The organism is Acinetobacter sp. RIT698 (assembly GCF_009668065.1).
Taxonomy (GTDB): Bacteria; Pseudomonadota; Gammaproteobacteria; order Pseudomonadales; family Moraxellaceae; genus Acinetobacter; species Acinetobacter guillouiae.
This window is the reverse complement of record NZ_WJYH01000003.1, coordinates 107888-131781: the sequence shown is the minus strand read 5'-3', so window position 1 is coordinate 131781 and position 23894 is coordinate 107888. Positions and strand designations below refer to the sequence as shown.

Genomic DNA, 23894 nt, shown 5'->3' with positions numbered 1-23894 from the left:
TTCAGAAATTACAATGTGTGGTTGATATTAGCACAGTAATTTTATTGAGCTAATCTCAATAGGCGATAATTGGAATCTAAAGCAAGAATTAAATGACTTATGGTAATTGATTATCTGGTTATTTTTCAGCATAGTTTATCGACAGGTATCTAAAAGTGTCGGATTAAAAATCAAAGGAATATTAGAAATGTTATTAGAACTTACTCAAGATTTAAATCCGCATCAGGCTTATCGTATTAAAAAACTAAAAAGAAAACTGAAACATGCGGAAAACTATGAAGAGTGGAAATCTATAGCGTTGAAACTGGATGAAGAAACGGGGGCACAGGAGTGGAAGCTGGATAATACCTCTCCATATTTTGATGCTGAAATTATTTCCCATCGGTTAAATTTATTGCGTCGTTATCGTCTGCAAAATCGCACCCAAGATTTGATGTATATCCTAAGAGAAGGATTTAGTCACGATGTTGCCAACATCGGGCATCCGATGCTATTTGCACATACCTATGTTGGAACTAAAAAAATAATTGAAGATTATATCGATGAAGTCAGTAATAGTTTGGCATTCATCGCTTCAGAAAGTTGCCAAGCCTTGTGTCATGAAAGCAAAAGGAAGTTTTTCGAAAACTGTGAAAAGGCCTATGGTCAGCCCGCACTGATGTTTTCAGGTGGGGCAACCTTAGGTTTATTCCATAGCGGTGTTTGTAAGGCATTAATGGAACAAGACTTAATGCCAAAAGTACTTTCTGGTTCAAGTGCTGGGGCAATCATGACGGCGATGCTGGGGGTAAATGAACCGGGTGAGATTCCAAACTTGCTGAGTGGTGACCAATTTTATAGTGAAGCCTTTCACTTTCGTAGCTTAAAAGAATTAATCAAAGGCAATGGTGGTTTTGCAGATGTCCGATATCTTAAAAAGTTTTTGGTCGAAAATTTAGGTGATGTAACGTTTCAGGAGGCGTTTGAAAAATCAGGCTTGGATATCAATGTCACCGTCGCGCCTTATGATGTTTCCCAAGAAGATGTACGAATCATGAATAAATATACCTCACCAGATTTATTGGTCTGGAGTGCAGTATTGGCATCATGTGCTGTACCGGTTTTATTTCCACCTGTGCGTTTGATCAGTAAACGTTACGATGGTGTACATACCCCTTATTTGGCAAATACGCGTTGGGTGGATGGCAGTGTCCGCAATGATTTCCCCCAAGAGCGCATGTCACGTCTTTATAATTTGAATTACACCATTGCCAGTCAGGTTAATCCACATATTGTACCGTTTATGCAGAATGATGAAGAACGTTACCGTAGAGATTTACTGAGTTGGCCTGAACGTATTGTGCGTAGTCAAGGACGCATGGCTGCAATGGGGATCATGGACTTTGCCAGAGGTCGTATGGGACGAGTTCCTTCTATGCGTCGTTTACTCGATCATGGTTACGGAATTATTGACCAGCGCTACTATGGTGATGTCAATATTATTGGGGAATATAGCTTGCGCCATTATAGCTATATGTTACAGAACCCACGCCCATATCTATTTAAGCTGTTGCAACGAGAGGGTGAGCGTGCAACTTGGCCAAAAATTTCAAGCATAGAAACACATGCGCGTATTGGTAAAACAATCCAACATTGTCTAGAAGTTTTGAATCATCCAATGACTAAAGATATACCCGCAGAACAATTGACCGAAGTATGAGCCAAAGCAGAATTCTTCCAGTTGCATATAATTCAATCCAAAGTCAAAAATTTGGTCGCCGTGTTTATCAAATTCAACAGGGACAGCAATGGTTTTGGTTGAAATTACAGCTCAAAAATTCAAATCACTGTTATCAACAGCACTTTTTAAATGAGCTGAACTGTTATAGTGAATTGAATGCATTGGAGACAGAAGCTCAACCTGTATTGTTGAACTTTTCAATATTTGACCCATTTCAGCAATTTCAAATTGATGAAGAGGTCATTGATCAAGCTTTATGGGTGGAAGATGCCCCAAAGCTTTTTCAGGATCTGCCTGATCGACTTAGTTTGGCTGAAATTGGTAAGCGATTAGTACTCAGCTTAGATGTGCTTGAACATTTGCATGACTATGGTTATCTGCATGGCGATATCAAAGTTGAGCACTTTCGAGTTAAGGATGAGAAAAGTTATTTGATTGACTTTGAACAGGCTGTAAACATCGCTCAAGAGGCAAATTTAACAAATATCGCAACACATACCGCAACACCTCGGTATATGGCACCAGAATTGTTTCATGGTCAACTAAAATCATTTCAATCCGATATTTATGCGTTGGGAATCGTTTGGTTGGAGTGGTTGACACAACAGCGCTTATCGGCGAAAAGCTATCAAGATTGGGCATTTTTGCATTGTCAGCAGCTAAATGTGGTGTTACCACAGCAATTTAAAATTTTTGAAATGGTTTTAACAGAGATGTTAATGAAAAAAATAGGGCAACGTTGCTCAAATATTTATCAAATAAAACAAGTATTAAGCCAAATTGTTTAAACAAAAAGCAGTATTTGCAACATTTGTTTTTTATTTAAACAAACGAGTGTCTTTTTCGAAAAAAGGGCTTGTCATAATAAAACGATCTCTATAATATACACAGCCATTGGGGACGTGGCGAAATTGGTAGACGCACTGGATTTAGGTTCCAGCGCCGCAAGGTGTGAGAGTTCGAGTCTCTCCGTCCCCACCAAGCAATTCATTTTGTGGTACTAAAACAAAATGAAGGGTTATAGAGGATTGGTGTAATGGTAGCATGACGGTCTCCAAAACCGTTCGTCAAGGTTCGAATCCTTGATCCTCTGCCAAGTTATTTAAAAAGACTACAGTGTTAGTTTTTATTCGGGGACGTGGCGAAATTGGTAGACGCACTGGATTTAGGTTCCAGCGCCGCAAGGTGTGAGAGTTCGAGTCTCTCCGTCCCCACCAAATTTAAAAAAGCATGATGAAAATCATGCTTTTTTTATGCTTAAATTTTTATTCTAACTATGCTGTATCTTGATTAAAGGTTTTTTAGAATTAGAATTTTATCCAGATCAATAAAAAGACCTAAACGTAATCGTTTAGGTCTTTTCAAAGAGAAACTTCATTTAAACACTTACTAAGCCTTTAAGTGATCCTCAAACTCTTCACCGAGCTGCATTGCTAAGTTATTACCAGATAAATCACAAGTGACTAAACCATATTCTTTTTTAAAGCTGAAAGTAAATCCTTTTCCATCAGCTAAATTTTTTACTGAATAGCCTAATTTTTCTAACCAAATACGAAAAGCGATTAAATTCTTTGCCTTTACAACCTTTTTCACAGAAGATCTCCTTAATTCCTGCCTATAAATTTAATAGGGGTGATCATTAAATTTTTAAAGGGGAAATTTGATGAAACTTATTTTTTATATCAATATTTGAGCAATTTGAGAAATGACGCTTTTGTATCAATGCGTATTTTTTTGCTATCAATATGGATGAAATGTGAATTTACTTAAAAATTTTGAAATAAAACAACCAATTAATTAAATATGAAAACTGTGCTTGTAATATTTTGATGCAAAGATATCGTTTTAAAAAAGCAGAATTTTTCTCATTTTTACTTTGGCTAAATGTAAGTAAATTTAACAGAAGTATAGGTCATTATGCCTGTATGGGATGATGTTGATCTAAGAAATCTAAAATATCGCCAAACAGTTGTGTCTGATCTTTGCCTAAAGTCATGAGATGCCCTGTATTGGGATAACTTTTAATCTGTTTTTTTGTAGAATTCACATGATTATAAATGGTTTGTGCACTGGATTGATAATGTGCATCATCTAACTCGCCATACAATAAAAAAATAGGTGCGCGAATTAAAGAAACATTGCTTATGGTTGCGGCAACAAACTGATGAAATGCATGTAGTTGTATTGCTGCTTTATTTTCTAAGTTTTTTAAGTCTAGCTCTACATTGCTATTCTGAAATTGATGGAGATATTCAGCATAGTGCTTTAGTCGCTTAAAAAGATCATTTACACTTCGATCCTGTGGCGCAGACATGCTAATACATGCATCAATTGGAAAGTGCTCAGTGAGTTTTAACGATAAAATTGCACCTAAAGAAACCCCAATGACAGCAATATGCTTATAACCCTGATTTTCTAAGAGTTGATAAGCATTATATGTATCTTGCCACCAATCATCTGTAGTGTAATTGAGAAACTCATCAATCGTTAAACCATGCCCGGCGTAGCTAGGTGCATAGCAAGTGTAGCCATGTTTATGCAGAAATTTTGCTAAGGCCTTCAAATCTTGAACGGTACTGGTATAGGCATGTAATAACAGTACCGCCCGCTGAGAGGCTTTTAAAAACAGAGGCTTAGGCTGGCGCAGTTTTAACATTGTGGGGACAATAATCGTGATTGCTTAAAAATGATCTTTCAATGCACGAATACGCGCAAATTCTTCAGCACTTTCGACACGTAAAAAAGGATTGGTTTCAAGCTCAAGTTCAATGGTGCTGGGCAAGGTAATTTTCCCATGTTCACGGAGCTGTTTGATTTCTTCGGCACGTTGTTGTATTGCTCTGTTCTCTGGCTCGATATGCAAAGCAAATTGTGCATTAGAAAGCGTATATTCATGGGTGCAGTAAACTTTGGTTCTTGGTGGTAAAGCAGCAAGGCGATTGAGAGAGTGATAAAACTGTTCAGCAGTTCCTTCAAACATACGTCCACACCCCATAGCAAAAAGGGTATCACCACAGAAAACACTGTCTAATGCATCAATAAAATAAACGACATGCCCTAGGGTGTGACCTGGCACAGCAATAATGTCGATGTTTAATCCATGAAATTCAAATTGATCATCGTGTTGTAGCGGGTAGGTAATAAAAGGAATGTGACTCAGTTCAGCGCGTGGCCCATAAACAGGAATATTATGATCTGCAATCAATTCTGGAACACCACCAATATGGTCTTTATGCCAGTGTGTAAGCCAAATTTGTTTTAAATTCAGTTGATGCTCAAGGCAATAATCTTCAACGAGTGATGCTTCTGTGGGGTCAATTGCAACGACATCATGGCTTTGACTGTCTTCGATCAGCCAAATATAGTTTTGTAATTGATTTTTTACATCTATGACGTGAATTTTAAATTGCATCGTTGAATTCCATGAATATGCTGACACAAATTTAATCGCAAAATCAGCTATAGACAAGTTAGAAAGCAGATTACAGTCTTTTTTATGTGAAAACATATGTAATTCGATAGTGCGGCATGTTGTTTGCTTGAACAAACAAGACATATGGTAGGTTATTCTTTTAGAGAATAGCATATAGACCAATATGCTATTCTCAATAAAACTTAACAGGCCATTCCTTGGTTGATTTCTAATTTGCTCAGTTTGCCATTTTTAAAACTAAAATCGACATAACTGCGATAGCCTGTTTCAAATTCAGCAGGATTTTTTAAAAACTCTTTGGCTTCCGATGCCGTTAAAATTAAAACACTGGTGCCTGTTTTGGCGCTGTTTGGGAAGTCTTTTTTAAATTGATTCATGCTATACAGATTAGTGATGGGTTTATTGTTAATCAGGATTGTATCCGTGATCGCTGGCGCATTTGACCAAGAAAGCCAAACTCGTCCTTTGGTTGTGCCAAGTTGTTGAAAATTATTTTTGCCTTTATAGAAAGTCTCAGACTTAATCTGTGGATTGTCTTCATTATAAATTTCAAACATCAGTTTTTTCCCTGATGCAGTAGAGCTTGAGTATTCATAGTTACCACTACATTCTGAAAATGCTTTTGTAGTTTTTTGAGAGGTGTTTCCGAGCAACTTTTCAATTTGCGTTGCACTTAGCGCTTGGTTGAGCTCTACACCATTGACTTTTACTGTGGTGGTGTAATTGTCTGAAGCTTGCGCAAAACTACAAATAGGTAGCATAAGGAGTAGTGAGGCGATTGTTTGAGTAAAATTATTCATTTCAAATATTTCTTAAGTTTTCTATAACATAATTAGTTCTGACTGATTGATCAAGAGCAGATGATCAAATGAGTGGAATTAAAGTGGATAGGACTAAGCAAGTATAGAATCAAGTACGGATCTATAAATTTTATAAGTATTTATATCTGTAGCTAACTAAAGAAATAAAAAATACCCTCAACAAGGAGGGTATGATTTTAGAAAAAAGAACAGCTGGAAATGGCAAGCAAGGATTATCGAAGCTTTGATAACCAATTTCCAAGACTCTGTACAATTTGTACAAGGATCAATAAGACAATCACGGTGAGATAAACCACACTTTGATCGAAACGTTGATAACCATAAGAAATTGCTAAATCACCAATACCGCCAGCGCCTACAGCACCCGCCATTGCTGTTGCACCAATCAAGCTAATGGTTGCTGTGGTAAGGCTCAAAATGAGTGAGCTACGGGATTCAGGGATAATAAACTTAAAAATAATCTGCCAAGGCGATGCACCCATTGCTTGTGCAGACTCAATGATCCCTTCATTCACTTCAAGCAATGATGTTTCTACAAGACGACCAATATAAGGACCAACATAAATGGTCAACGGTACAATCGCTGCCCAAGTACCGATTGTTGTACCCACGATCGCTTTGGTCAGTGGAAAAACCGCAATCAATAGAATAATAAAGGGGAGCGAGCGTAGTGCATTGACGATAGGATTTAAAATCTGATAGACAGCACGATTGGGTAAAATGCCATTAGGGCGAGTGACCAGCAAGGTAATTGCTTGAATAAAGCCCCAAATGGTACCAAACAGCATTGCAAAAATGACCATTTGAATGGTTTCTTGCATCGCTGTAACAAATTGGTCAATGCTTAAAGAGCTTTTCCAAAATGGTGCTGTGAGCGTAGTGAGCCATTGTACAATGAGTTCTCTCATAGTCTAACTCCTGACTGTTCCACCTTGACCCCATTTTTTTCAAAGAAATCTATGGTTTGGCGAATGCTTTCAGCATCTCCCAAAAGTTGTATAAACATTTGACCGATCACTGAACCATTAATTTCAGTCATATTGGCAAATAAAATATTTAAGCTGACATCAAATTGCTTAATTGCTGCTTGTACCACGGTCTCTTGCGCTGAAGTACCCAAAAATTGCAGACTATAAATACTTTTATGATTTTGATTTTCGAGATTGTTTAAGATATTAACAGGGAGCTGTTGCTGTAAAACGGTTTGAATAAAGTTTTTCGTCGTCGGGTGTTGCGGTTGACTAAAAATTTCTAAGGTAGAACCAGTTTCAATCACTTTGCCTTGTTCCATGACCGCAACAAAATCACAAACAGATTCAATCACATCCATTTCATGCGTAACCATGACAATGGTAATCCCTTGCTCTTGATTAATCTTTTTAAGCAAAGCGAGAACAGATTTCGTGGTTTGTGGATCAAGCGCAGAGGTTGCTTCATCACAAAGTAAAATTTTGGGGTGGTTGGCCAAGGCGCGTGCAATACCGACACGTTGCTTTTGTCCTCCCGAGAGTTCATCTGGAAAAGCATCTTTTTTGTGCTTTAGATCAATAAACTCAAGTAACTCATTTAAACGTTTTTCACGTTGGTCTTTACTGACACCCAGCAACTTTAACGGCATTTCAATATTGTCAGCTACAGTTTTGGTTTGTAGCAAATTGAAATGCTGAAAAATCATACCTATATTTGCACGTTCTTGACGTAATGCACGTGCATCAAGTGCCGTAAAGTCTTTTTGATTAATGATGACTTGTCCTTGGTTGGGACGCTCAAGCAAGTTAATCAAACGGATTAAGGTACTTTTACCTGCACCACTATAGCCGATAATGCCAAAAATACTGCCCGCTGGAATCTCAAGATTAATCTGATCCAGCGCACGTATGGTTTGACCTTTCAACTCATAGTGTTTTGAAATGTTTTTAAATTCAATCATATCGTCAAAAACTATAGCAAAAAGAAAAAACAGGCAAATTCACTTTGCCTGTTTTATGAGGGCCTGTAGACCTTTCATAAAAGAATGGTCAATAGACCTGATCCATTATAAAACTATTTTGATTCTGTAAGATAGCTTACAGGTTTATTCACATCAACTTTAGTTCCACCGAAGTGTTCTTGAACATATTTACCTACAGCAGGAACATGATATAACTCACCCACTTTTTTCAAAAGGGCATCGTCTTTACGTGCATCTGCAACAGCAAGTACGTTGACATTCATTTTGGTTGTTTGGTCAACTGGCTCATAATAAACCGAATCTTTAAGCACGTTTAAACCGCCTTCCATTGCCAAAGTATTACCTAAAACAATTGCATCAACTTCATCTTTAGCACGTACCGCAGTCGCCATTTGAATAGGTTTGATAACAATTTTCTTTGCATTTTCAGTAATATCAGCAGGCGTGCCTTTAACTAAATCAAAGCCATCTTTCAATTTGATGAGACCAGCAGATTGTAAAAGTAACAATGCACGCGATTCATTTGCGCCATCATTTGGAATAGCAATGGTTGCGCCATTGGCAAACTCTTCAACTTTTTTAACTTTACTAGAATAAATACCCATTGGCTCTAAATATGTTGTAGAGATTGGTGCAATTTTTTCTTTGTTTGATTGATTGAAAGCAACAAGATATGCATAAGATTGAAATGCATTGATATCGACTTCTTTGTTTGCCACAGCAGTATTCATTGCAACATAGTCAGTGAAGTTTTTAACTTCTAATTTAATTCCAGCTTGCTTTGTTTCTGGTAATGTTGCGATATAGCGCCAAATATCTGCATCTGAACCTGTAGAAGCCATGGTAACGACTTGTTCTTTACCTGCATCTGCTTGAGCAGCATCATTTTTTGGAGCTTCTTGTTTTCCACAAGCAGAAAGAGTAAGCACAGACGCGCTAAGTAAAACGCCAAACAGCTTTTTCATGAATAAGTCCTAAGTAGCAAATGCAGTAGAATTTTGTCCTTTGCATTCTCGATCATTTAAATCGAATTTTTAACATTTTGAAAATAAATAATGCGGTGACGTACTTGTCTGATTGCGCTATCTATATTCTTTACATTTGAGGATTAGCAGTATGTTTTAAAAGAATTTTAATTGTTTAAAACAGACTCTAAAGATTTGTTTATCATATCAATAAATGAAAATTATACATAGTGGCTGCGTGTTGACATTGGGTAGTGATGTCGTTGCATGAATATCAATGTTTTTATTAATTTAATAAAGAAAACAAATGCTTTTGTTGAATGCTAAACAATAAATGATTAAATTTTACACTTATTCATAATATATAAATTTTTTAGGATTTATTATCTTTTTTTTGAATAAGTAAAATAAACTTAGATCTGCATTTATAGCAGTGCTCTGATAAGCGTTATTTCAGATTGTTAGGCGAAATAGGGTGATTTTATTCAAACAGTGATTGACATTGACACTACTGTCATACTTTAGCATGAAGATCTTATATACATCAAAGAGATCAATAAATGAAATTAATCATCTTTCTTTTAAGCAGTTTGTTATTGCTAAATACTGCATATGCTCAAAATAATGTTTATATCATTCATGGCTATGGTGCAAAGGTGGCTGATCATTGGTTTGATTATATTGAGGAAAATTTACAAGATAAAAATACTAAAGTTGTAAAGATCGCGTTACCGAATTCAAGCAATCCAAATCTTTTACAGTGGAAGCAAACCTTAAAAAATAATATTGCTCAAATTGATCAGCATACATTTTTTGTTGCGCACAGTTTAGGATGTATTACGCTGCTTGATTTCCTGTCTGAATTGGATTTTCAACAGATAGGTGGTGTTGTCTGTGTATCTGGATTTTTGAATAAATTGGCAGTATTACCTCAACTGGATTCATATATCGCTGAGACGAATAAGGATTTTTCTTTTAAAAATAAAATATTAAATCGAAGAATGTTTATATCGAGTAATGATCAATATGTTCCAGCTGATTTAAGTATCTCGCTGGCAGAAAAATTAGAGTTTCCTTATGAAATTATTCCCAATGCTGGACATTTTTTAGCGAGTGATGGATATCGGGAATTTCCTCAATTATTAGATTGGCTTCAAATGGTCATTGGTGGTGTTGAGGCGGTAGGTGATTCAAATGATTCAAACTAAATTTTTACAACATCTTTATTATAAATTAAGTTGGATTAAGCTTTTCTATGAATAATCGTAAAGGCGACTGATACTTTACAATTACAAGCGTTTTTTTGCTGAACTCATACTGTTTAGTTGTTTTGAGATAGTGGAAAGAAGAATTGACTAAGAGGATTTTTGAATAAAAGGCAAAGTTGATTTATTGGTTTTTGGTTGATTTAATTTATTGATTTTTCATTTTATTTATTGTTTTTATTAGATTTTTTGTAATAAAAACTATTCATTTTTTTAAATTGTTATGTTTAAATCGAACATTCTTTAATCAAGATTGAATTAGAAAATAATAATGAAAGCATTAATTACAGTTGGTTGTAAGACTGATCATGGCGGAGTCATAATTTTAGGTGATGTTTCTTTTCTTGTGGAAGGTAAAGCAGTGCATCTAGATGGTATGACTCACTTTTGTCCAAAATGTAAAGTTCAATCTAAGGCTATTGCTTCTAATCAAGGTTTTGTGGTTGTTAGTGGTAAGAGTGCTGTAGCTGATGGTGATAGTTCAACTTGCGGTTCAAAATATTTAAAAATTTCAGATCTTGCAGTTATGAGTAATGGGGCTAGTGTTGAAATGAGTAATGCAGTGACAGCACCTTTAATGAAAAATAATTTTATTGAATATCAGAAAAATACTTATGATGAACAGTTACAATTGCAAGATATAAATAGTGAGCCTTATGCCAATCTTGAATATTTAGTTACTTTTGATGATGGCTCAACTTGTAAAGGTGTTACTGATGATAAAGGTAATACAAAAAGGTTGAAAACAAATGGTGCTGTAAAAATTATTTCTGTTGATTTAATCGTCAATAGTAGTTGCACTGAATCTTGTTTTTGCGGGGAATAGAGTATGGATTTTAAAATTGTCCCTGATTTACATTTGCCCGAAGTACCTGGATTTAAATTACCTAATATGCCTGAAATACCTTCAGGTAAGTCAGTAATTAGATTTATCACAGATAATCTTATAACAAATACAATTGCAGACTCTAAAATAATTATTAGAGAAGATAAGTCTAAAAATTATCGGTCTTTAACATCAGGTGAGATAGCAATATGTCAAAAGATCTTTCGTGACTCAATCAACTATAAAAATGTCAAAGTTATTAATAGTGCAATTTTACCCAAACAAGATGTTCCTGTTACGCCATATGGAAGCCCTCATTACCCTGATAATTTAACGGGTTCTGATGTATACCAGTCTGATTTTTCTAATCCAAAGTTTAAGGGCAATACAAATGTTGGTAATGGCCGTGATTTAACAATAGTATAAAGAATGACATTTATTCATGAAATGACACATGTGTGGCAATACCAAAAAGGGCTTAATTTGAGTAAAAGAGGTATCATTTTACAACCTTTAGATAGGCTGATTCCTGATAGTATTTATGATGCATATTCATATCAATTAAAATATGGCTCAAAATTTAATGATTTTAATTTTGAGCAACAAGCAACTATCGTTTCTGACTATTTTGGAATTCTATCAGGTTTTAATGAGGCTAATTTTAGTTCATATTGGAGAAAATATTCTAATCCATTTTGGAGGCAATATATTCAGGATTTAATGCTACCAATAATGAATAATCCTAAAGACTTTAAGCTCAAGGGGACTCTATTAGATAATCCAATGGCTATAGCTTCTAATTTATATTTTATAGTGAGATAAAATGAAAAAAACAGCATTATTTTTATCTATTGTATTACTCTTGCTAAATGGTTGTAAGAAAAAATATGAAGATAACTTTGAATATAAGATAGTGAACAAAAAAATATGTGCTGTAAAGAATAGAGTAGTGGAGAAAGCAAATCATATAAATTGGTTATTTCTGGAGGTTCGGAATTCTTTGGGTGATGTTGTGAGTGGAAATTTGCAGGTTGATAAAAACACTAAAGAGTACCTTTTTTGCTCAGATTTGAATGAATTTAAAAAAGAGGTTGGAGAAGGGGTTATACAATCAGATATTTCAATTGAATTAGATAATACTTCATCCGTACAAGAATATAATTTCAGGAATTATTCTTGTATTTTTGCAGACTCAGTAAAATTAAACTTATCTCAACGTGATTCATCTAAAAGCTGTACCTGAAAAAAACTAATATGTATGTACGAAGATATGAGTTTTATAATTTTTATTTAAACGTAAATTTTTGATCTGTTTGTCGTTGGAGATTTACCAAATAAAAAACCCGCCTAGGCGGGTTTTACAACTCAATCGAGTTTAAGCATTTTCACGAGCAATCGCACGGTAACCAATATCTTTGCGGTATTGGACACCATCAAAAGTCACTTTTTGGCAAAGTTCCAAGGCTTTTGCTTGCGCTTCACCAATTGTGTTGCCTAACGCTGTAACGCAAAGTACACGACCGCCAGCAGTCACTACATCGCCATTGGCATTGTTTGCTGTACCTGCATGGAAAACTTTCGCATCTGTCATTTGGATATCTAAACCAGAAATCACATCATCTTTGCTCGAAGTTTCAGGATAGCCTTTAGACGCAAGCACAATACCAACAGTTTTACGCTCATCCCATTCAGCTTCAGTAGGTAAGTTACCAGCAATACCAGCTTCTACTAAATCAACCAAAGAAGATTTTAAGCGCATCATGATCGGTTGAGTTTCAGGGTCACCAAAACGGCAGTTAAATTCAATGACACGAGGTTGCCCTTGCTCATCAATCATCAAGCCAGCATACAAGAAACCTGTATAAGTATGACCATCAGCTTTCATACCATCTACGGTTGGACGCATGACTTCTTTCATGACTCTGTCAAAAACATCTGCAGTCACAACTGGGGCAGGGGAATATGCACCCATACCACCCGTATTTGGACCTTGGTCAGCTTCAAAAATACGTTTATGGTCTTGTGAAGTTGCCATAGGTAGGATGTTGTCACCATCAATCATACAAATGAACGATGCTTCCTCACCATCAAGGAATTCTTCAATAACAACACGCGAACCTGCATCACCAAATTTATTGCCTGCAAGCATGTCATCAATTGCATCAAATGCTTCTTGATTGGTCATCGCAACAATGACGCCTTTACCCGCAGCAAGGCCATCTGCCTTAATTACGATTGGTGCGCCATTTTTTTCTACAAATGCTTTGGCTGCATCCACTTCAGTGAATACATCATAGAATGCTGTAGGAATGTTATGACGTTTTAAAAAGTGTTTGGCGAAAGCTTTAGAGCCTTCAAGTTGTGCTGCAAATTGGGTTGGTCCCCAAATTTTAAGGCCAGCTGCTCGTCCTGCATCGACCACACCATTTACAAGCGGTGCTTCAGGACCAACAATAATGAGGTCAACGGCATTATTTTTTGCAAAGTCGATAATGGCAGGGTTGTTGAGAATATCTAAAGCAACATTTTCACATTTATGTTCAGTTGCTGTACCCGCGTTTCCTGGTGCAACAAAAACTTTAGTGACTTGATCGTCTTGCGCAATTTTCCATGCCAATGCATGTTCACGACCACCACTACCCAAAACTAATATGTTCATCTTATGGATCCTTTTTTAATCCCTCCCAACCTCCCTTTATACAGGATGGGTATCACGAATTTAAAGAGTCCTGTAGTTCGTGACAAGTCCCTCTTATGAAAAGAGGGACTTAGGGGGATTTTTAAATAATGATTTATTGTGAATTAGTGACGGAAATGACGCATACCCGTGAAGACCATTGCAATACCAGCTTCATCTGCTGCTGCAATTGTTTCTTCATCACGCATTGAACCACCCGGTTGAATAATACATTTGATACCGGCTTTTGCAGCGTTATCAATACCATCACGGAATGGGAAGAATGCATCAGATGCCATAACAGCACCTTCAACCACTAAACCTGCATGTTCAGCTTTGATCGCTGCGATACGTGCAGAGTTTACACGGCTCATTTGACCAGCACCGACACCAATGGTTTGACGGCCTTTAGCATAAACAATAGCATTGGATTTAACGTATTTGGCAACTTTCCAAGCAAAGATTAAATCATCGATTTCTGCTTCAGTAGGGGCACGCTTAGTTACCACTTTAAGATCATCTTTGGTGATCATACCGAGGTCTTGGTCTTGAACTAATAAACCGCCATTGACACGTTTATAATCGTATTGTGAAGCACGTTCATCAATTTTAGGAAGTTCGCCACATACCAGTACACGAACGTTTTTCTTTGCGCCAGTCACTTCAAGTACACCATCGGCAATACTTGGTGCAATAATCACTTCAACAAATTGACGGTCAACAATTGCTTGAGCTGTAGCAACATCTAATTCACGGTTAAATGCAATGATGCCACCAAATGCTGATTCTGGATCAGTTGCATAAGCAAGATCGTATGCAGCCTTAAGACCATCTAACGATACTGCAACACCACATGGATTTGCATGTTTAACGATGACACACGCTGGTTTTGCAAATGATTTGACACATTCAAGTGCTGCATCTGTATCCGCGATATTGTTATAAGAAAGTTCTTTACCTTGTAACTGCTTAGCAGTTGAAACCGATGCTTCAGTTGCAGTCGATTCTACATAGAAAGCAGCGGATTGATGTGGATTTTCACCATAACGAAGATCTTGTACTTTATTTAACTGGGTATTGAAAGTACGGGCAAATTTGTCAGCTTGACCTTCTTCTTTACCAACACGTGCACCGAGGTAAGAAGCAATCATGCCGTCATACTGGGCAGTATGTTCAAATGCTTTAACCGCTAAATCGAAACGAGTCGCATAAGATAAAGCACCATCCGCTTTAAGTTCTGCAATTACAGTTGCATAATCAGTCGCGTTTACGATGATCCCCACAGAAGCATGGTTTTTCGCAGCTGCACGAACCATTGTTGGGCCACCAATGTCAATATTTTCAATTGCATCTGCAAGCGAGCAGTCTGGTTTAGCAACAGTAGCAGCAAAAGGATAAAGGTTTACGACAACAAGATCGATTGCATCGATGTTGTGTTCAGCCATGACAGCTTCGTCTAGACCACGACGAGCCAAAATGCCTCCATGAATTTTAGGATGCAGTGTTTTTACACGACCATCCATCATTTCTGGGAAGCCTGTGTGCTCTGAAACTTCAACTACAGCCACATTGTTGTCTTTAAGCAACTTATATGTACCGCCAGTAGATAAAATTTCCACCCCAAGAGCAACAAGGTTCTGGGCAAATTCAACGATCCCGGTTTTATCAGAAACAGAGATTAAAGCGCGTTTAATAGTCATGATCTTCGTCAACAGTTTTTAAGTCTAGAGATTGAACAGGTAGGCAAAATATAGGTAAAAAAAATGCCCACGCAAGCCGTGAGCATTTTATCATTTATTCACTCATTAAACCGTGAGCTTTTAACTTTTTGCGTAAAGTGCCACGGTTCAGTCCGAGAATCTCAGCAGCGCGAGTCTGATTCCCGCGTGTGTATTCTAAGACAACAGATAAAAGAGGTTTCTCCATTTCTGCTAGCACCATGTCGTACACTTGTGATGGTTGCTCACCTTGCAATTGTGCAAAATAGTGACGAACTGCGCGATCTACGTGAATACGAAGAGCGACGTCAGATTGTGCAGTAAAAATAGGAGATTTGCTATTCATGCGAGTTAATCCGAAAATCAAAATATTACTTGGGTAAAGTAATATATAAATGTGGTCTAAAAAAATCTGAGCTCCGTTTTAGATCCTAAAACGGTTGGCTCTAAAACAAGAACAATTAGCTTGCCACAAATCGTCGAGTTGAGTGAAAAATAAGCGTAACAATAGATTAATATTTGTTACAACACTCTTTTAAACAAAAAAATGTTCTACTTGCGCGATATTGGATATAAAGCACATAACAAAACAGTATTTTTTTTGAAAAAATGCGAGGAGTTTGCAGGACAAAGCTTTCGTGGCGCGTATGATACCATTGTCTAAGAAAAAATGAGCAAGAAAACTACATTTTTTTTCATTTTTTTATAATTTTTTTTAATTTTAAGGGTGAATAATGTCTAATTGGTACTGATCAAAACTTTTTCTTGGCTCTGTAACAACAAATTTAAAAGGATATGGGCTATTTTTAGGAATACGCTTAATTCCAACTAAACTTTCAATCAGATATTGCTCAGGTGTAATCACATGTGTAGCAATGACCTTATTTTGAGCTTTTAAGGTGACTCTTATTAGGGGTAATTCTAAGCTTTTAGAATATTGGTTATTGAGTTGACCTGAAAATTGCGTCTCGTCTCTACCAAGTGCTTTAACTTTAAGATGACTAATCACAATTTGTTTATAGCGTTGATCAACAGTATCGCACTGTAAGACGGCACAGGTTTGGGTAAAAACAGTATTTAAAAATGGATAACGATCAGTTAGGTTTGGATTAAACCAAAGGATTTGAAATAATAAAATGCTGAGTAGGGCAAGGTTGATCAAGCTCCACGCCAGATAATAAAACGTACTTTTGGGTTTTATTAAATGTTGCCCGTGGTTATTTAAACCTTGTGATAGGTTTAAGCTTGGAATGTTATTGACCGGTTCATTGTTGAAATAATTCAAATTGTTTAAGTATGTTCTTAAATCAATATTGGAGTTTTCAATTTTACGATTAAAAATATCTAAGACATTGGTTTCGATTTGTCGTTTCGTCGTAATGAGGTTTTGTGCCTGATTTTGCACAACAGTATCAGGATCGATCTTGGGTTGAGCAGGTTGACTGTTTTGTAGATGGATTAATGCATTAAAATTATGTGAACATTTCGGACAACAAACCATACCCTGCGCAACAGTGAGTTGCGTAACTGATACTTTATAAACTGAAGCACAATTTGGGCATCGGGTTTGTTTTTCGGTCATAAATATTTATATTTTCATAGATTAAACAGCCTTACGCGACCCAGAAATTCTGCACCAGGTTTCTTCACGTTTCTCGACTTCTACTATATCAAAAAATTCAGAATAAATACTAGAAACATCAGTAACTTGCTCTTCAATTACGCCAGCAAGTGCGAACTCTCCCTCAGATTTAATCAAAGTTGAGAATTCTTTAGCAAGTGACATAAGTGGACCTGCAAGAATATTTGCAACTAAAATATCAGCATGTTGGTTTTTAAATTCTGCATTGAACTCTTCAGGTAATCCAACATAAAGATTTTCAAGAACGCCATTCAGCTCAGCATTTTGTTTGGTTGCTAAGACGGCTTGTGGGTCAATATCTGTTGCATAGACTTTCTTTGCACCTAAAAGCAGTGCTGCAACACCGAGGATGCCTGAACCACAACCATAATCAATCACCACTTTATCTTTAACATCAGTTTTGCCTAACCATTGTAGACAAAGGAAAGTAGATGCATGGTTACCCGTACCAAATGCTAAGCCTGGATCAAGTTTGATATTGACTGCATCCGCTTCTGGTGGCTCTATCCATTCAGGTACGATCCAATACTTTTCACCAATTTGAATTGGTTCATAGTAATCCATCCAAGAACGTTCCCATACTTGGTCTTCAAGAAATTCACTGCGCATCGGTTCAGTTGGGAGTTGGGTGCGAATAAATGTTTCTAGTGCTGTTACATCAATGTCTTCGCCTTCTTCTTGCGCATAAATTCCTGTAACAATCACTTTATTCCACAGCGGAGTTTCACCTGGGAGTGGTTCAAGCAAGTCTTGGTTTTCAGCATCATCTAATGTCACGCTGACTGCGCCTAAAGAACTTAACAATGTTTCAGTAAATTCAACTTGAGCTTGTTCTACAGTAATATGAATTTGTAACCACTTCACGGCAAAGACCTAAATCGTTTTCTTAAAGGCAGTATTGTAGCCGAAACTGGGAAGTTACGCTTATATTCAGTGGGAAAATAAAAAATGGATGCTTAAGCATCCATTTTAGTCGAGATGTATTATCGCTTTATGCAGCAGATTCAGTTTCAGTTGTAGCATGTCTTGAAATTAAGGCACCAAAAATAGCAGCGAAAATATACATAAAGATTGAGTAAACCGCTGCAGGCATCGCGACTGTAGAATTTGCGATGACAGTTAAAGCAATTGTCATGGCTAAGGTACTATTATGAATGCCGATCTCAAATGCACATGCACGTGCTTGAGCACTATTAATACCAAGTAATCTTGGAACAAAGTAGCCAATAACCAGACTGCAAATACAGAAAATCACCGTGGCTAGGCCAACTTGAGTCAGGTACTCCATGATATGTGCACGTTCTTTGGTGATTGCCCCAATAATAATGAGAATCAAAAATACCACTGAGAAAATTCGTAAAGGTTTACTTAATTTTTCAGTAAAGTGTGGCGCATAATGTCGAATGAGCATGCCGATACACACAGGAATTAAAATAATTGCAAAGACTTGCAGTATTTTACTGAACTGCATGGTGATTTGTTGCCCATCATTCATAAAGTATTGAATAGAAAAGTTTACGATTAAAGGCAAGGTAAAGGCAGCAATGACCGAGTTAATTGCAGTTAAGGTAATATTAAGTGCAATATCACCTTTAAATAAATAACTAAATAGATTGGCGGTACTTCCTCCAGGTGAGGCTGCAAGCAACATTAAACCAACGGCAAGCAAAGGCGGGAGTGCAAGCAGTTTACAAATGATAAAAGCGATACCGACCAAAAGTACCAACTGACAGAATAACGCAATCAATACGGCTTTAGGGTGTTTAGAAACTCGCGCAAAATCTTTTGGAGTAAGTTCTAAACCTAGTCCAATCATAATAATGGCGAGGGCGAGGGGAAGCATTATGGTAATTATCCCTGAATCCATAGTTTCATCCTTTTTGTTGTTTTACATCAATTTAATATGTGAATATTCCGTACTCGATTTGAGTGTAATCGAAAGATATCGAATTGAAAAATGAAATCTATGACTCAGAAATCTTCTTGGAAATATGTGTTTTAAATATATAGCATTAGGCCGAATAACAATTGATTCATCGTAGCTGTAAAACTATATGGATACTGATATTAATCAAGTCTACGCACAGACTTGAAATAAAAAAGGTGCTCCATTTTTCAATGGAACACCTTTTTGCTCATATATGCTATTTATAAAAGCAGGTATTTATAAAAGCACGTATTTATGCCTAAAGCAGATTATTGCGCTTGGATCGGATCTTCGCTTGGAGCGGCTTGACTCGGTTGCTCCATTGCAGGCTGTCCTGCTTGTGATGCATCATTTGTTGCTGGTGCATCTGCACTCGCTGGAGCAGATTGTTCTACAGCTGGGCGGTTTTCAATCGCTGGTTCAGGCGCTGCAGCAGCGGCAGTTGGGTTGCCACCTGCAGGTGCTGGGAAGCTAAATTGTAATTTACCATTTTCATTTGGTTCACATGTACCGTTAAAAGTTACACCTTTATTGGCGTAGGTGACCCAGTCACCTTGTTTTTTCTTGGCACATACCTGAATTTGCTTTTTCACTTCGGCTTTGCTGGTGTTTTCATCAGCAGCATGGGCAAAACTAAATGCAACACAACTGAGTAAAGATGCTGTAATTACTTTAGACATGGTATTTTTCATCATGATATTCCTTATATATAAAGTCTCGAAAAAAATAATTTGTCCGTGTATTGTCTATCGTATCGTGAGTTTTTGATAAGTTAAATTCTATTTGTAGGGCAGTCATGAAACGAAGTGTCAATTTATGTTGCCTATGTATAAGAGATGTTTAATCGTTCATACGCATGATTAAGGGAAATAATATTTGTAAAACTGCCTAAAACTAGAAGTAAAATTTTGCTATAATTTCCTGTCATTCTTTTATCTCTCATTTATCACTATGCATTATCCTAAAGTTTACGATGTCATTGTTATCGGTGGCGGTCACGCAGGTACGGAAGCGGCACTCGCTGCGGCGCGTATGGGTCGACAGACTCTGCTTTTGACTCATAACATTGAGACTTTAGGGCAGATGAGCTGTAACCCAGCCATTGGTGGTATTGGTAAATCTCACCTTGTTCGCGAAATTGATGCCTTAGGTGGTGCAATGGCGTTGGCTGCGGATAAGGGCGGTATTCAATTTCGTATTTTGAACTCGCGTAAAGGCGCAGCTGTACGTGCAACTCGTGCACAAGCTGACCGTATCCGTTATAAAGCCGCGATTCGTCATACACTTGAAAATCAAGCCAATTTAGATATTTTTCAACAATCTGCAGATGACTTAATTGTTGAAGGCGATACGGTTAAAGGTGTAGTGACCCAAATGGGTATTCGCTTTGATGCGAAAACTGTGGTGTTAACCACAGGTACATTCTTAGGTGGCGTGATTCACGTTGGGCTAAATAATTCGTCAGGTGGACGAGCAGGCGATCCACCATCAATTTCGTTAGCAGCTCGTTTACGTGAATTAAACCTGCCAGTAGGTCGTTTAAAAACTGGTACACCACCACGTATTGATGCGCGTTCTGTCGATTTTTCTGTGATGATTCCGCAACCGGGTGATTTCCCATCACCAACCATGTCATTTATGGGGGATGCTTCGATGCATCCTGAGCAAGTAAATTGCTATATCACGCATACCAATGCGCGTACTCATGAGATTATTCGTGGTGGTTTAGACCGTTCGCCGATGTATACCGGGGTGATTGAAGGTGTAGGCCCACGTTATTGCCCATCGATTGAAGATAAAATTCATAAATTTGCAGATAAAGATTCGCATCAGGTCTTCCTAGAGCCAGAAGGCTTGGATACACATGAGCTTTATCCAAATGGTATTTCAACATCTTTACCATTTGATGTGCAGTTTGAGTTGGTACGCTCAATCCGTGGTATGGAGAATGCACACATTCTTCGTCCAGGCTATGCAATTGAATATGATTATTTCAATCCACAGTCTTTGAAATTCTCACTTGAAACCAAATCGATTAATAACTTGTATTTTGCAGGTCAAATTAACGGTACAACAGGTTATGAAGAAGCTGGTGCACAAGGTTTATTGGCGGGCTTAAATGCTGCACGCCGTGCATGGGATCAAGAGCAATGGACGCCTAAACGTGATGAAGCGTATATGGGTGTTCTTGTTGATGACTTGATTACCTTAGGTACCAAAGAACCGTATCGTATGTTTACTTCTCGTGCGGAATATCGTTTGATGCTTCGTGAAGATAATGCTGATCAACGTTTAACAGCAATTGGCCGTGAAATGGGCTTAGTTGATGATGAGCGTTGGGCTTCTTATTGTGAAAAAATGGAAGCAGTTGAAAAAGAAACAGGTCGTTTACAACATCTTTGGGCTGCACCAAACAATCCAATGGGTAAAAAATTCGTTGAATTGACCGGTGCTGATCTTTCTAAAGAATGTTCTGCAATCGATTTACTTAAACGCCCAAACATCAACTTTGCACAAATTGCTGAATTAACCGGTTCTGAAGTATCTGCATTTGTCGGTGAGCAGATTGAAATAGCTGTGAAATACGAAGGTTATATTAACCGTCAGCAAGAAGATGTTGCACAAATGAAGCGTTTGGAAGACACCAAAATTCCAGCAGATTTTGATTATGATATCGTTTCGGGGCTTTCTCGTGAAATCACCATGAAACTAAAAAATGTATTACCTGAAACATTGGCACAAGCCAGCCGTATTCCGGGTGTAACACCTGCTGCTGTTCAATTGGTGATGATTACAATTCGTAAAAATAACCAAGCGAGAAAATCAGCTTAAGATGTTGAATTGTAAGAAACCCGCTATATGCGGGTTTTTTTATTGTCTCTAGCAAAGGGGGATTTTTATTGAAAATATATTGTCATTGTGACAATATAAAAAGTAAGTAGATTCTAGAGTAAAACATGACAAAACAAGATCAATTAAAAGGTGCAATCTATGGTTTGTTGGTAGGTGATGCTGTAGGGGTATCTTATGAATTTCTCTTAGCTGAGCAGTTACCAGCCTATGACCAAATTGAAATGCTTCCACCGAATAATTTTGCAAAGACCTATCCTCATATTCCAGTAGGGACATGGTCAGATGATGGCGCACAAGCTTTATGCCTTTTGGATTCATTACTTTATAAAAATAAAATGGATACAGAAGATTTTATGAAACGCATATGTAACTGGTATCAATGTGGTTATATGGCTGTGGATTTTCAAGTATTTGATGTTGGAGTACAAACTGCTGAAGCCATAAGAAACTATCTGTCTGGTGTGCCATTATTACAGGTTGCAAATAATGATGTACTTGCAAATGGCAATGGTTCATTGATGCGGGTATTGCCTTTAGCAATTTGGCATCAAGGTTCAGATATACAATTGATTGAAGATGCTTATGCGCAATCACATGTCACACATGCGCATTTACGTTCTAAAGTTTGTTGTGCTTTATATTGTTTATGGGCAAGGTCTATTTTAAATGGTTTGGATATTGACGCTGCTTGGTCTGATGCAGTGATAAAATTACGTGCTTATTTAAAAGATAAGCCAGACGATCTAGAACAACTAGAATATTATATTCGACCTGATGAATTGGAAAAGGGAACAGGCAGTGGTTATGTGGTTGATTGTTTAAAATCTGCTAGATATGCATTACAACAAACAACATATCAAGATGTCATTAAAACAGCCATTGCATTTGGTCGAGATACAGATACAACGGCTTGTGTCGCAGGAGGAATCGCTGGATTATATTTTGGTTTTGATTCAATTCCAGAGTCATGGTTAGCGCAGCTCAGAGCTAAAGATTTAGTTGAACCCTTATTGGCCAAACTACTCTCCAATATGCCAGCTTAAAGGCAAATATTTATGTAAATCAAAGGGCAATTGTGGCGCTTTGATTTTATAAATTTTACAGGCCAACTTGGCCATCTAAGTAATCATCTTTTAATACGCCATCTAGTTTTACTTTATTAAAGTTAAATGTAAACGTTTTTGGATTAAATTGGATGTTTTTTAAAGAGTCTGCTTTTACTTTGGGTGATGGGACAATATTTGAGTAAATATTAAAGTGTGATTCAGTAGCCTGATTATCAATGGTTTTTATATATAAGTTATCAAATGGGCTCAAAGAGCTTGACCAAAACTCAATGATATTATGGTTTGTAAAAGAGATTTTAAAATGTTTTCCATTAAAGTTAGTTGAGCTGTTATTTAGCGTGTTATATAGCACAATATTATTTTTTATATCAGTTTTTTCAATACTTTGAATTTTTATAGGTGGTTTGGATAAGGTACCTGCAATTTTTCCATTGAGTTTAATTTCTATTTTCTCTGAAGTATCTTCATTATATAACAACGTGTTGTTGAATGTAGCATAACTACTTCCTGAATTTGGATCGATTGACATTGTTATATTCTTACAACCAGTTCTATAAGAATAACAGATATATTCAATAGGATTTGTTATGGAGGTAACATCCATTAATCGAGTAATTTCAGGTTCTTTGGTGAGATCTTGTTTATCAAAAAGTACGCCAACTATATAGCTGTGGTTTTCATTCAATTGATTTTTTGCATCGAATTGAAATTCATAATAATTGTAACTTAGTTCATAAGTGCCTAGTTCATTCAGATTTGGAGCTTCAAAGCTTTGCATTACTCTATATAAAGGCTTCGTTTGGTCTTGAGTTTCAACATTCGCTTGTAATGAAGTAATTTGATTATCTTTAGTAATGAGTAACTGGCTTTCCACTTTATTTGGCGGGAGTTGCTCAGACGGTGAATTGTTATTATTGGAATCATTTCCACCACCACAACCTGTTAAGTACAAACTTGTTATTGATAATATAAGCATTTTTTTAATCATTGAATATTTCTCATTGGTTACTTTTGATTTTTAATCAAGTG

General features: G+C 36.9%; 24 protein-coding genes and 3 tRNA genes. 12 read left to right on the top strand and 15 right to left on the bottom strand.

From position 1 onward, the window contains the following. Nucleotides 1-187: 187 nt before the first annotated feature. The 5 genes from GJV03_RS02420 (at nt 188) to GJV03_RS02400 (ending at nt 2937) form a co-directional block, all read left to right on the top strand. Complete coding sequence (locus tag GJV03_RS02420) at nt 188-1699, top strand: DUF3336 domain-containing protein (RefSeq protein WP_056511973.1); 1512 nt, start codon at nt 188-190, stop codon at nt 1697-1699. Beyond that, on the top strand, nt 1696-2508 hold the full coding sequence (locus tag GJV03_RS02415) for a protein kinase (RefSeq protein WP_154129383.1): 813 nt from the start codon (nt 1696-1698) through the stop codon (nt 2506-2508). The genes GJV03_RS02420 and GJV03_RS02415 overlap by 4 nt, the downstream gene beginning before the upstream one ends. 108 nt (nt 2509-2616) lie before the next feature. Beyond that, nucleotides 2617-2701, top strand: a tRNA-Leu gene (locus tag GJV03_RS02410). Between the two features lie 41 nt (nt 2702-2742). Continuing rightward, nucleotides 2743-2816 (top strand) — tRNA-Trp (locus tag GJV03_RS02405). A 36-nt stretch (nt 2817-2852) separates the two neighbouring features. After that, a tRNA-Leu gene (locus GJV03_RS02400) sits at nt 2853-2937 on the top strand. Nucleotides 2938-3109: 172 nt separating this feature from the next. Here GJV03_RS02400 and GJV03_RS02395 read toward each other — a convergent pair. The 7 genes from GJV03_RS02395 to GJV03_RS02365 form a co-directional block, all read right to left on the bottom strand. Then, nucleotides 3110-3313, bottom strand: coding sequence for a hypothetical protein (locus GJV03_RS02395; protein WP_004719296.1), 204 nt, complete (start codon nt 3311-3313; stop codon nt 3110-3112). 322 nt (nt 3314-3635) lie between these two features. Continuing rightward, on the bottom strand, nt 3636-4376 hold the full coding sequence (locus GJV03_RS02390) for an alpha/beta fold hydrolase (RefSeq protein WP_154129382.1): 741 nt from the start codon (nt 4374-4376) through the stop codon (nt 3636-3638). Between the two features lie 24 nt (nt 4377-4400). Beyond that, nucleotides 4401-5132: a hydroxyacylglutathione hydrolase gene (gloB, locus tag GJV03_RS02385; RefSeq protein ID WP_004719298.1), complete on the bottom strand. Its 732-nt coding sequence runs from the start codon at nt 5130-5132 to the stop codon at nt 4401-4403. A gap of 203 nt (nt 5133-5335) precedes the next feature. Further along, complete coding sequence (locus tag GJV03_RS02380; protein ID WP_154129381.1) at nt 5336-5953, bottom strand: hypothetical protein; 618 nt, start codon at nt 5951-5953, stop codon at nt 5336-5338. 233 nt (nt 5954-6186) lie between these two features. After that, a complete protein-coding gene (locus tag GJV03_RS02375; protein WP_034613374.1) occupies nt 6187-6882 on the bottom strand; it encodes a methionine ABC transporter permease in 696 nt (231 codons plus the stop codon). After that, complete coding sequence (locus GJV03_RS02370; protein WP_004719301.1) at nt 6879-7904, bottom strand: ATP-binding cassette domain-containing protein; 1026 nt, start codon at nt 7902-7904, stop codon at nt 6879-6881. Before GJV03_RS02370 ends, GJV03_RS02375 begins: the two co-directional genes overlap by 4 nt. Before the next feature lie 113 nt (nt 7905-8017). Further along, a complete protein-coding gene (locus GJV03_RS02365) occupies nt 8018-8890 on the bottom strand; it encodes a MetQ/NlpA family ABC transporter substrate-binding protein (protein WP_056511959.1) in 873 nt (290 codons plus the stop codon). Between the two features lie 560 nt (nt 8891-9450). Here GJV03_RS02365 and GJV03_RS02360 point away from each other — a divergent pair. From GJV03_RS02360 to GJV03_RS02345, 5 genes are all read left to right on the top strand, one after another. Next, the gene (locus GJV03_RS02360; protein WP_154129380.1) at nt 9451-10098 is read left to right on the top strand and encodes an alpha/beta hydrolase; all 648 of its coding nucleotides are present in this window, start codon (nt 9451-9453) and stop codon (nt 10096-10098) included. A gap of 328 nt (nt 10099-10426) precedes the next feature. Beyond that, the gene (locus tag GJV03_RS02355; protein WP_154129379.1) at nt 10427-10981 is read left to right on the top strand and encodes a PAAR domain-containing protein; all 555 of its coding nucleotides are present in this window, start codon (nt 10427-10429) and stop codon (nt 10979-10981) included. 3 nt (nt 10982-10984) lie between these two features. Beyond that, on the top strand, nt 10985-11407 hold the full coding sequence (locus GJV03_RS21690) for a hypothetical protein (protein WP_252720669.1): 423 nt from the start codon (nt 10985-10987) through the stop codon (nt 11405-11407). A 3-nt stretch (nt 11408-11410) separates the two neighbouring features. Next, nucleotides 11411-11803 carry a hypothetical protein gene (locus GJV03_RS21685; RefSeq protein ID WP_252720668.1) on the top strand — a complete coding sequence of 131 codons (393 nt, stop codon included), beginning with the start codon at nt 11411-11413 and terminating at the stop codon, nt 11801-11803. 1 nt (nt 11804) lies between these two features. Further along, the gene (locus GJV03_RS02345) at nt 11805-12224 is read left to right on the top strand and encodes a hypothetical protein (protein ID WP_154129378.1); all 420 of its coding nucleotides are present in this window, start codon (nt 11805-11807) and stop codon (nt 12222-12224) included. A 132-nt stretch (nt 12225-12356) separates the two neighbouring features. Here the strand turns inward: GJV03_RS02345 and purD are convergent, their stop codons facing one another. From purD to GJV03_RS21925, 7 genes are all read right to left on the bottom strand, one after another. Continuing rightward, complete coding sequence (purD, locus tag GJV03_RS02340) at nt 12357-13640, bottom strand: phosphoribosylamine--glycine ligase (RefSeq protein ID WP_056511952.1); 1284 nt, start codon at nt 13638-13640, stop codon at nt 12357-12359. Between the two features lie 143 nt (nt 13641-13783). Then, nucleotides 13784-15358: a bifunctional phosphoribosylaminoimidazolecarboxamide formyltransferase/IMP cyclohydrolase gene (gene purH / locus GJV03_RS02335; protein ID WP_151957901.1), complete on the bottom strand. Its 1575-nt coding sequence runs from the start codon at nt 15356-15358 to the stop codon at nt 13784-13786. Between the two features lie 94 nt (nt 15359-15452). Next, nucleotides 15453-15722 (bottom strand): DNA-binding transcriptional regulator Fis, encoded by a 270-nt coding sequence (gene fis, locus GJV03_RS02330; RefSeq protein WP_001086304.1) that lies wholly within the window; start codon nt 15720-15722, stop codon nt 15453-15455. Nucleotides 15723-16097: 375 nt separating this feature from the next. After that, nucleotides 16098-16958: a zinc-ribbon and DUF3426 domain-containing protein gene (locus GJV03_RS02325; protein ID WP_096734434.1), complete on the bottom strand. Its 861-nt coding sequence runs from the start codon at nt 16956-16958 to the stop codon at nt 16098-16100. Nucleotides 16959-16979: 21 nt separating this feature from the next. Then, entirely contained in the window at nt 16980-17882 is a 903-nt protein-coding gene (gene prmA / locus GJV03_RS02320) for a 50S ribosomal protein L11 methyltransferase (protein WP_353162871.1), read from the bottom strand. A gap of 127 nt (nt 17883-18009) precedes the next feature. After that, nucleotides 18010-18885, bottom strand: a complete 876-nt coding sequence (locus GJV03_RS02315) for a bile acid:sodium symporter family protein (RefSeq protein WP_154129377.1) — start codon at nt 18883-18885, stop codon at nt 18010-18012. A gap of 329 nt (nt 18886-19214) precedes the next feature. Further along, nucleotides 19215-19637 (bottom strand): hypothetical protein, encoded by a 423-nt coding sequence (locus GJV03_RS21925; RefSeq protein WP_154129399.1) that lies wholly within the window; start codon nt 19635-19637, stop codon nt 19215-19217. Nucleotides 19638-19896: 259 nt separating this feature from the next. Between GJV03_RS21925 and mnmG the strand changes: the two genes are divergently transcribed. Both mnmG and GJV03_RS02300 read left to right on the top strand, forming a co-directional pair. Beyond that, a complete protein-coding gene (gene mnmG, locus GJV03_RS02305) occupies nt 19897-21777 on the top strand; it encodes a tRNA uridine-5-carboxymethylaminomethyl(34) synthesis enzyme MnmG (RefSeq protein WP_004719311.1) in 1881 nt (626 codons plus the stop codon). Between the two features lie 125 nt (nt 21778-21902). Beyond that, nucleotides 21903-22841 (top strand): ADP-ribosylglycohydrolase family protein, encoded by a 939-nt coding sequence (locus GJV03_RS02300; RefSeq protein WP_154129376.1) that lies wholly within the window; start codon nt 21903-21905, stop codon nt 22839-22841. Nucleotides 22842-22896: 55 nt separating this feature from the next. Here GJV03_RS02300 and GJV03_RS02295 read toward each other — a convergent pair whose 3' ends face one another. Continuing rightward, nucleotides 22897-23853 carry a hypothetical protein gene (locus tag GJV03_RS02295; protein ID WP_154129375.1) on the bottom strand — a complete coding sequence of 319 codons (957 nt, stop codon included), beginning with the start codon at nt 23851-23853 and terminating at the stop codon, nt 22897-22899. Between the last annotated feature and the right edge of the window lie 41 nt (nt 23854-23894).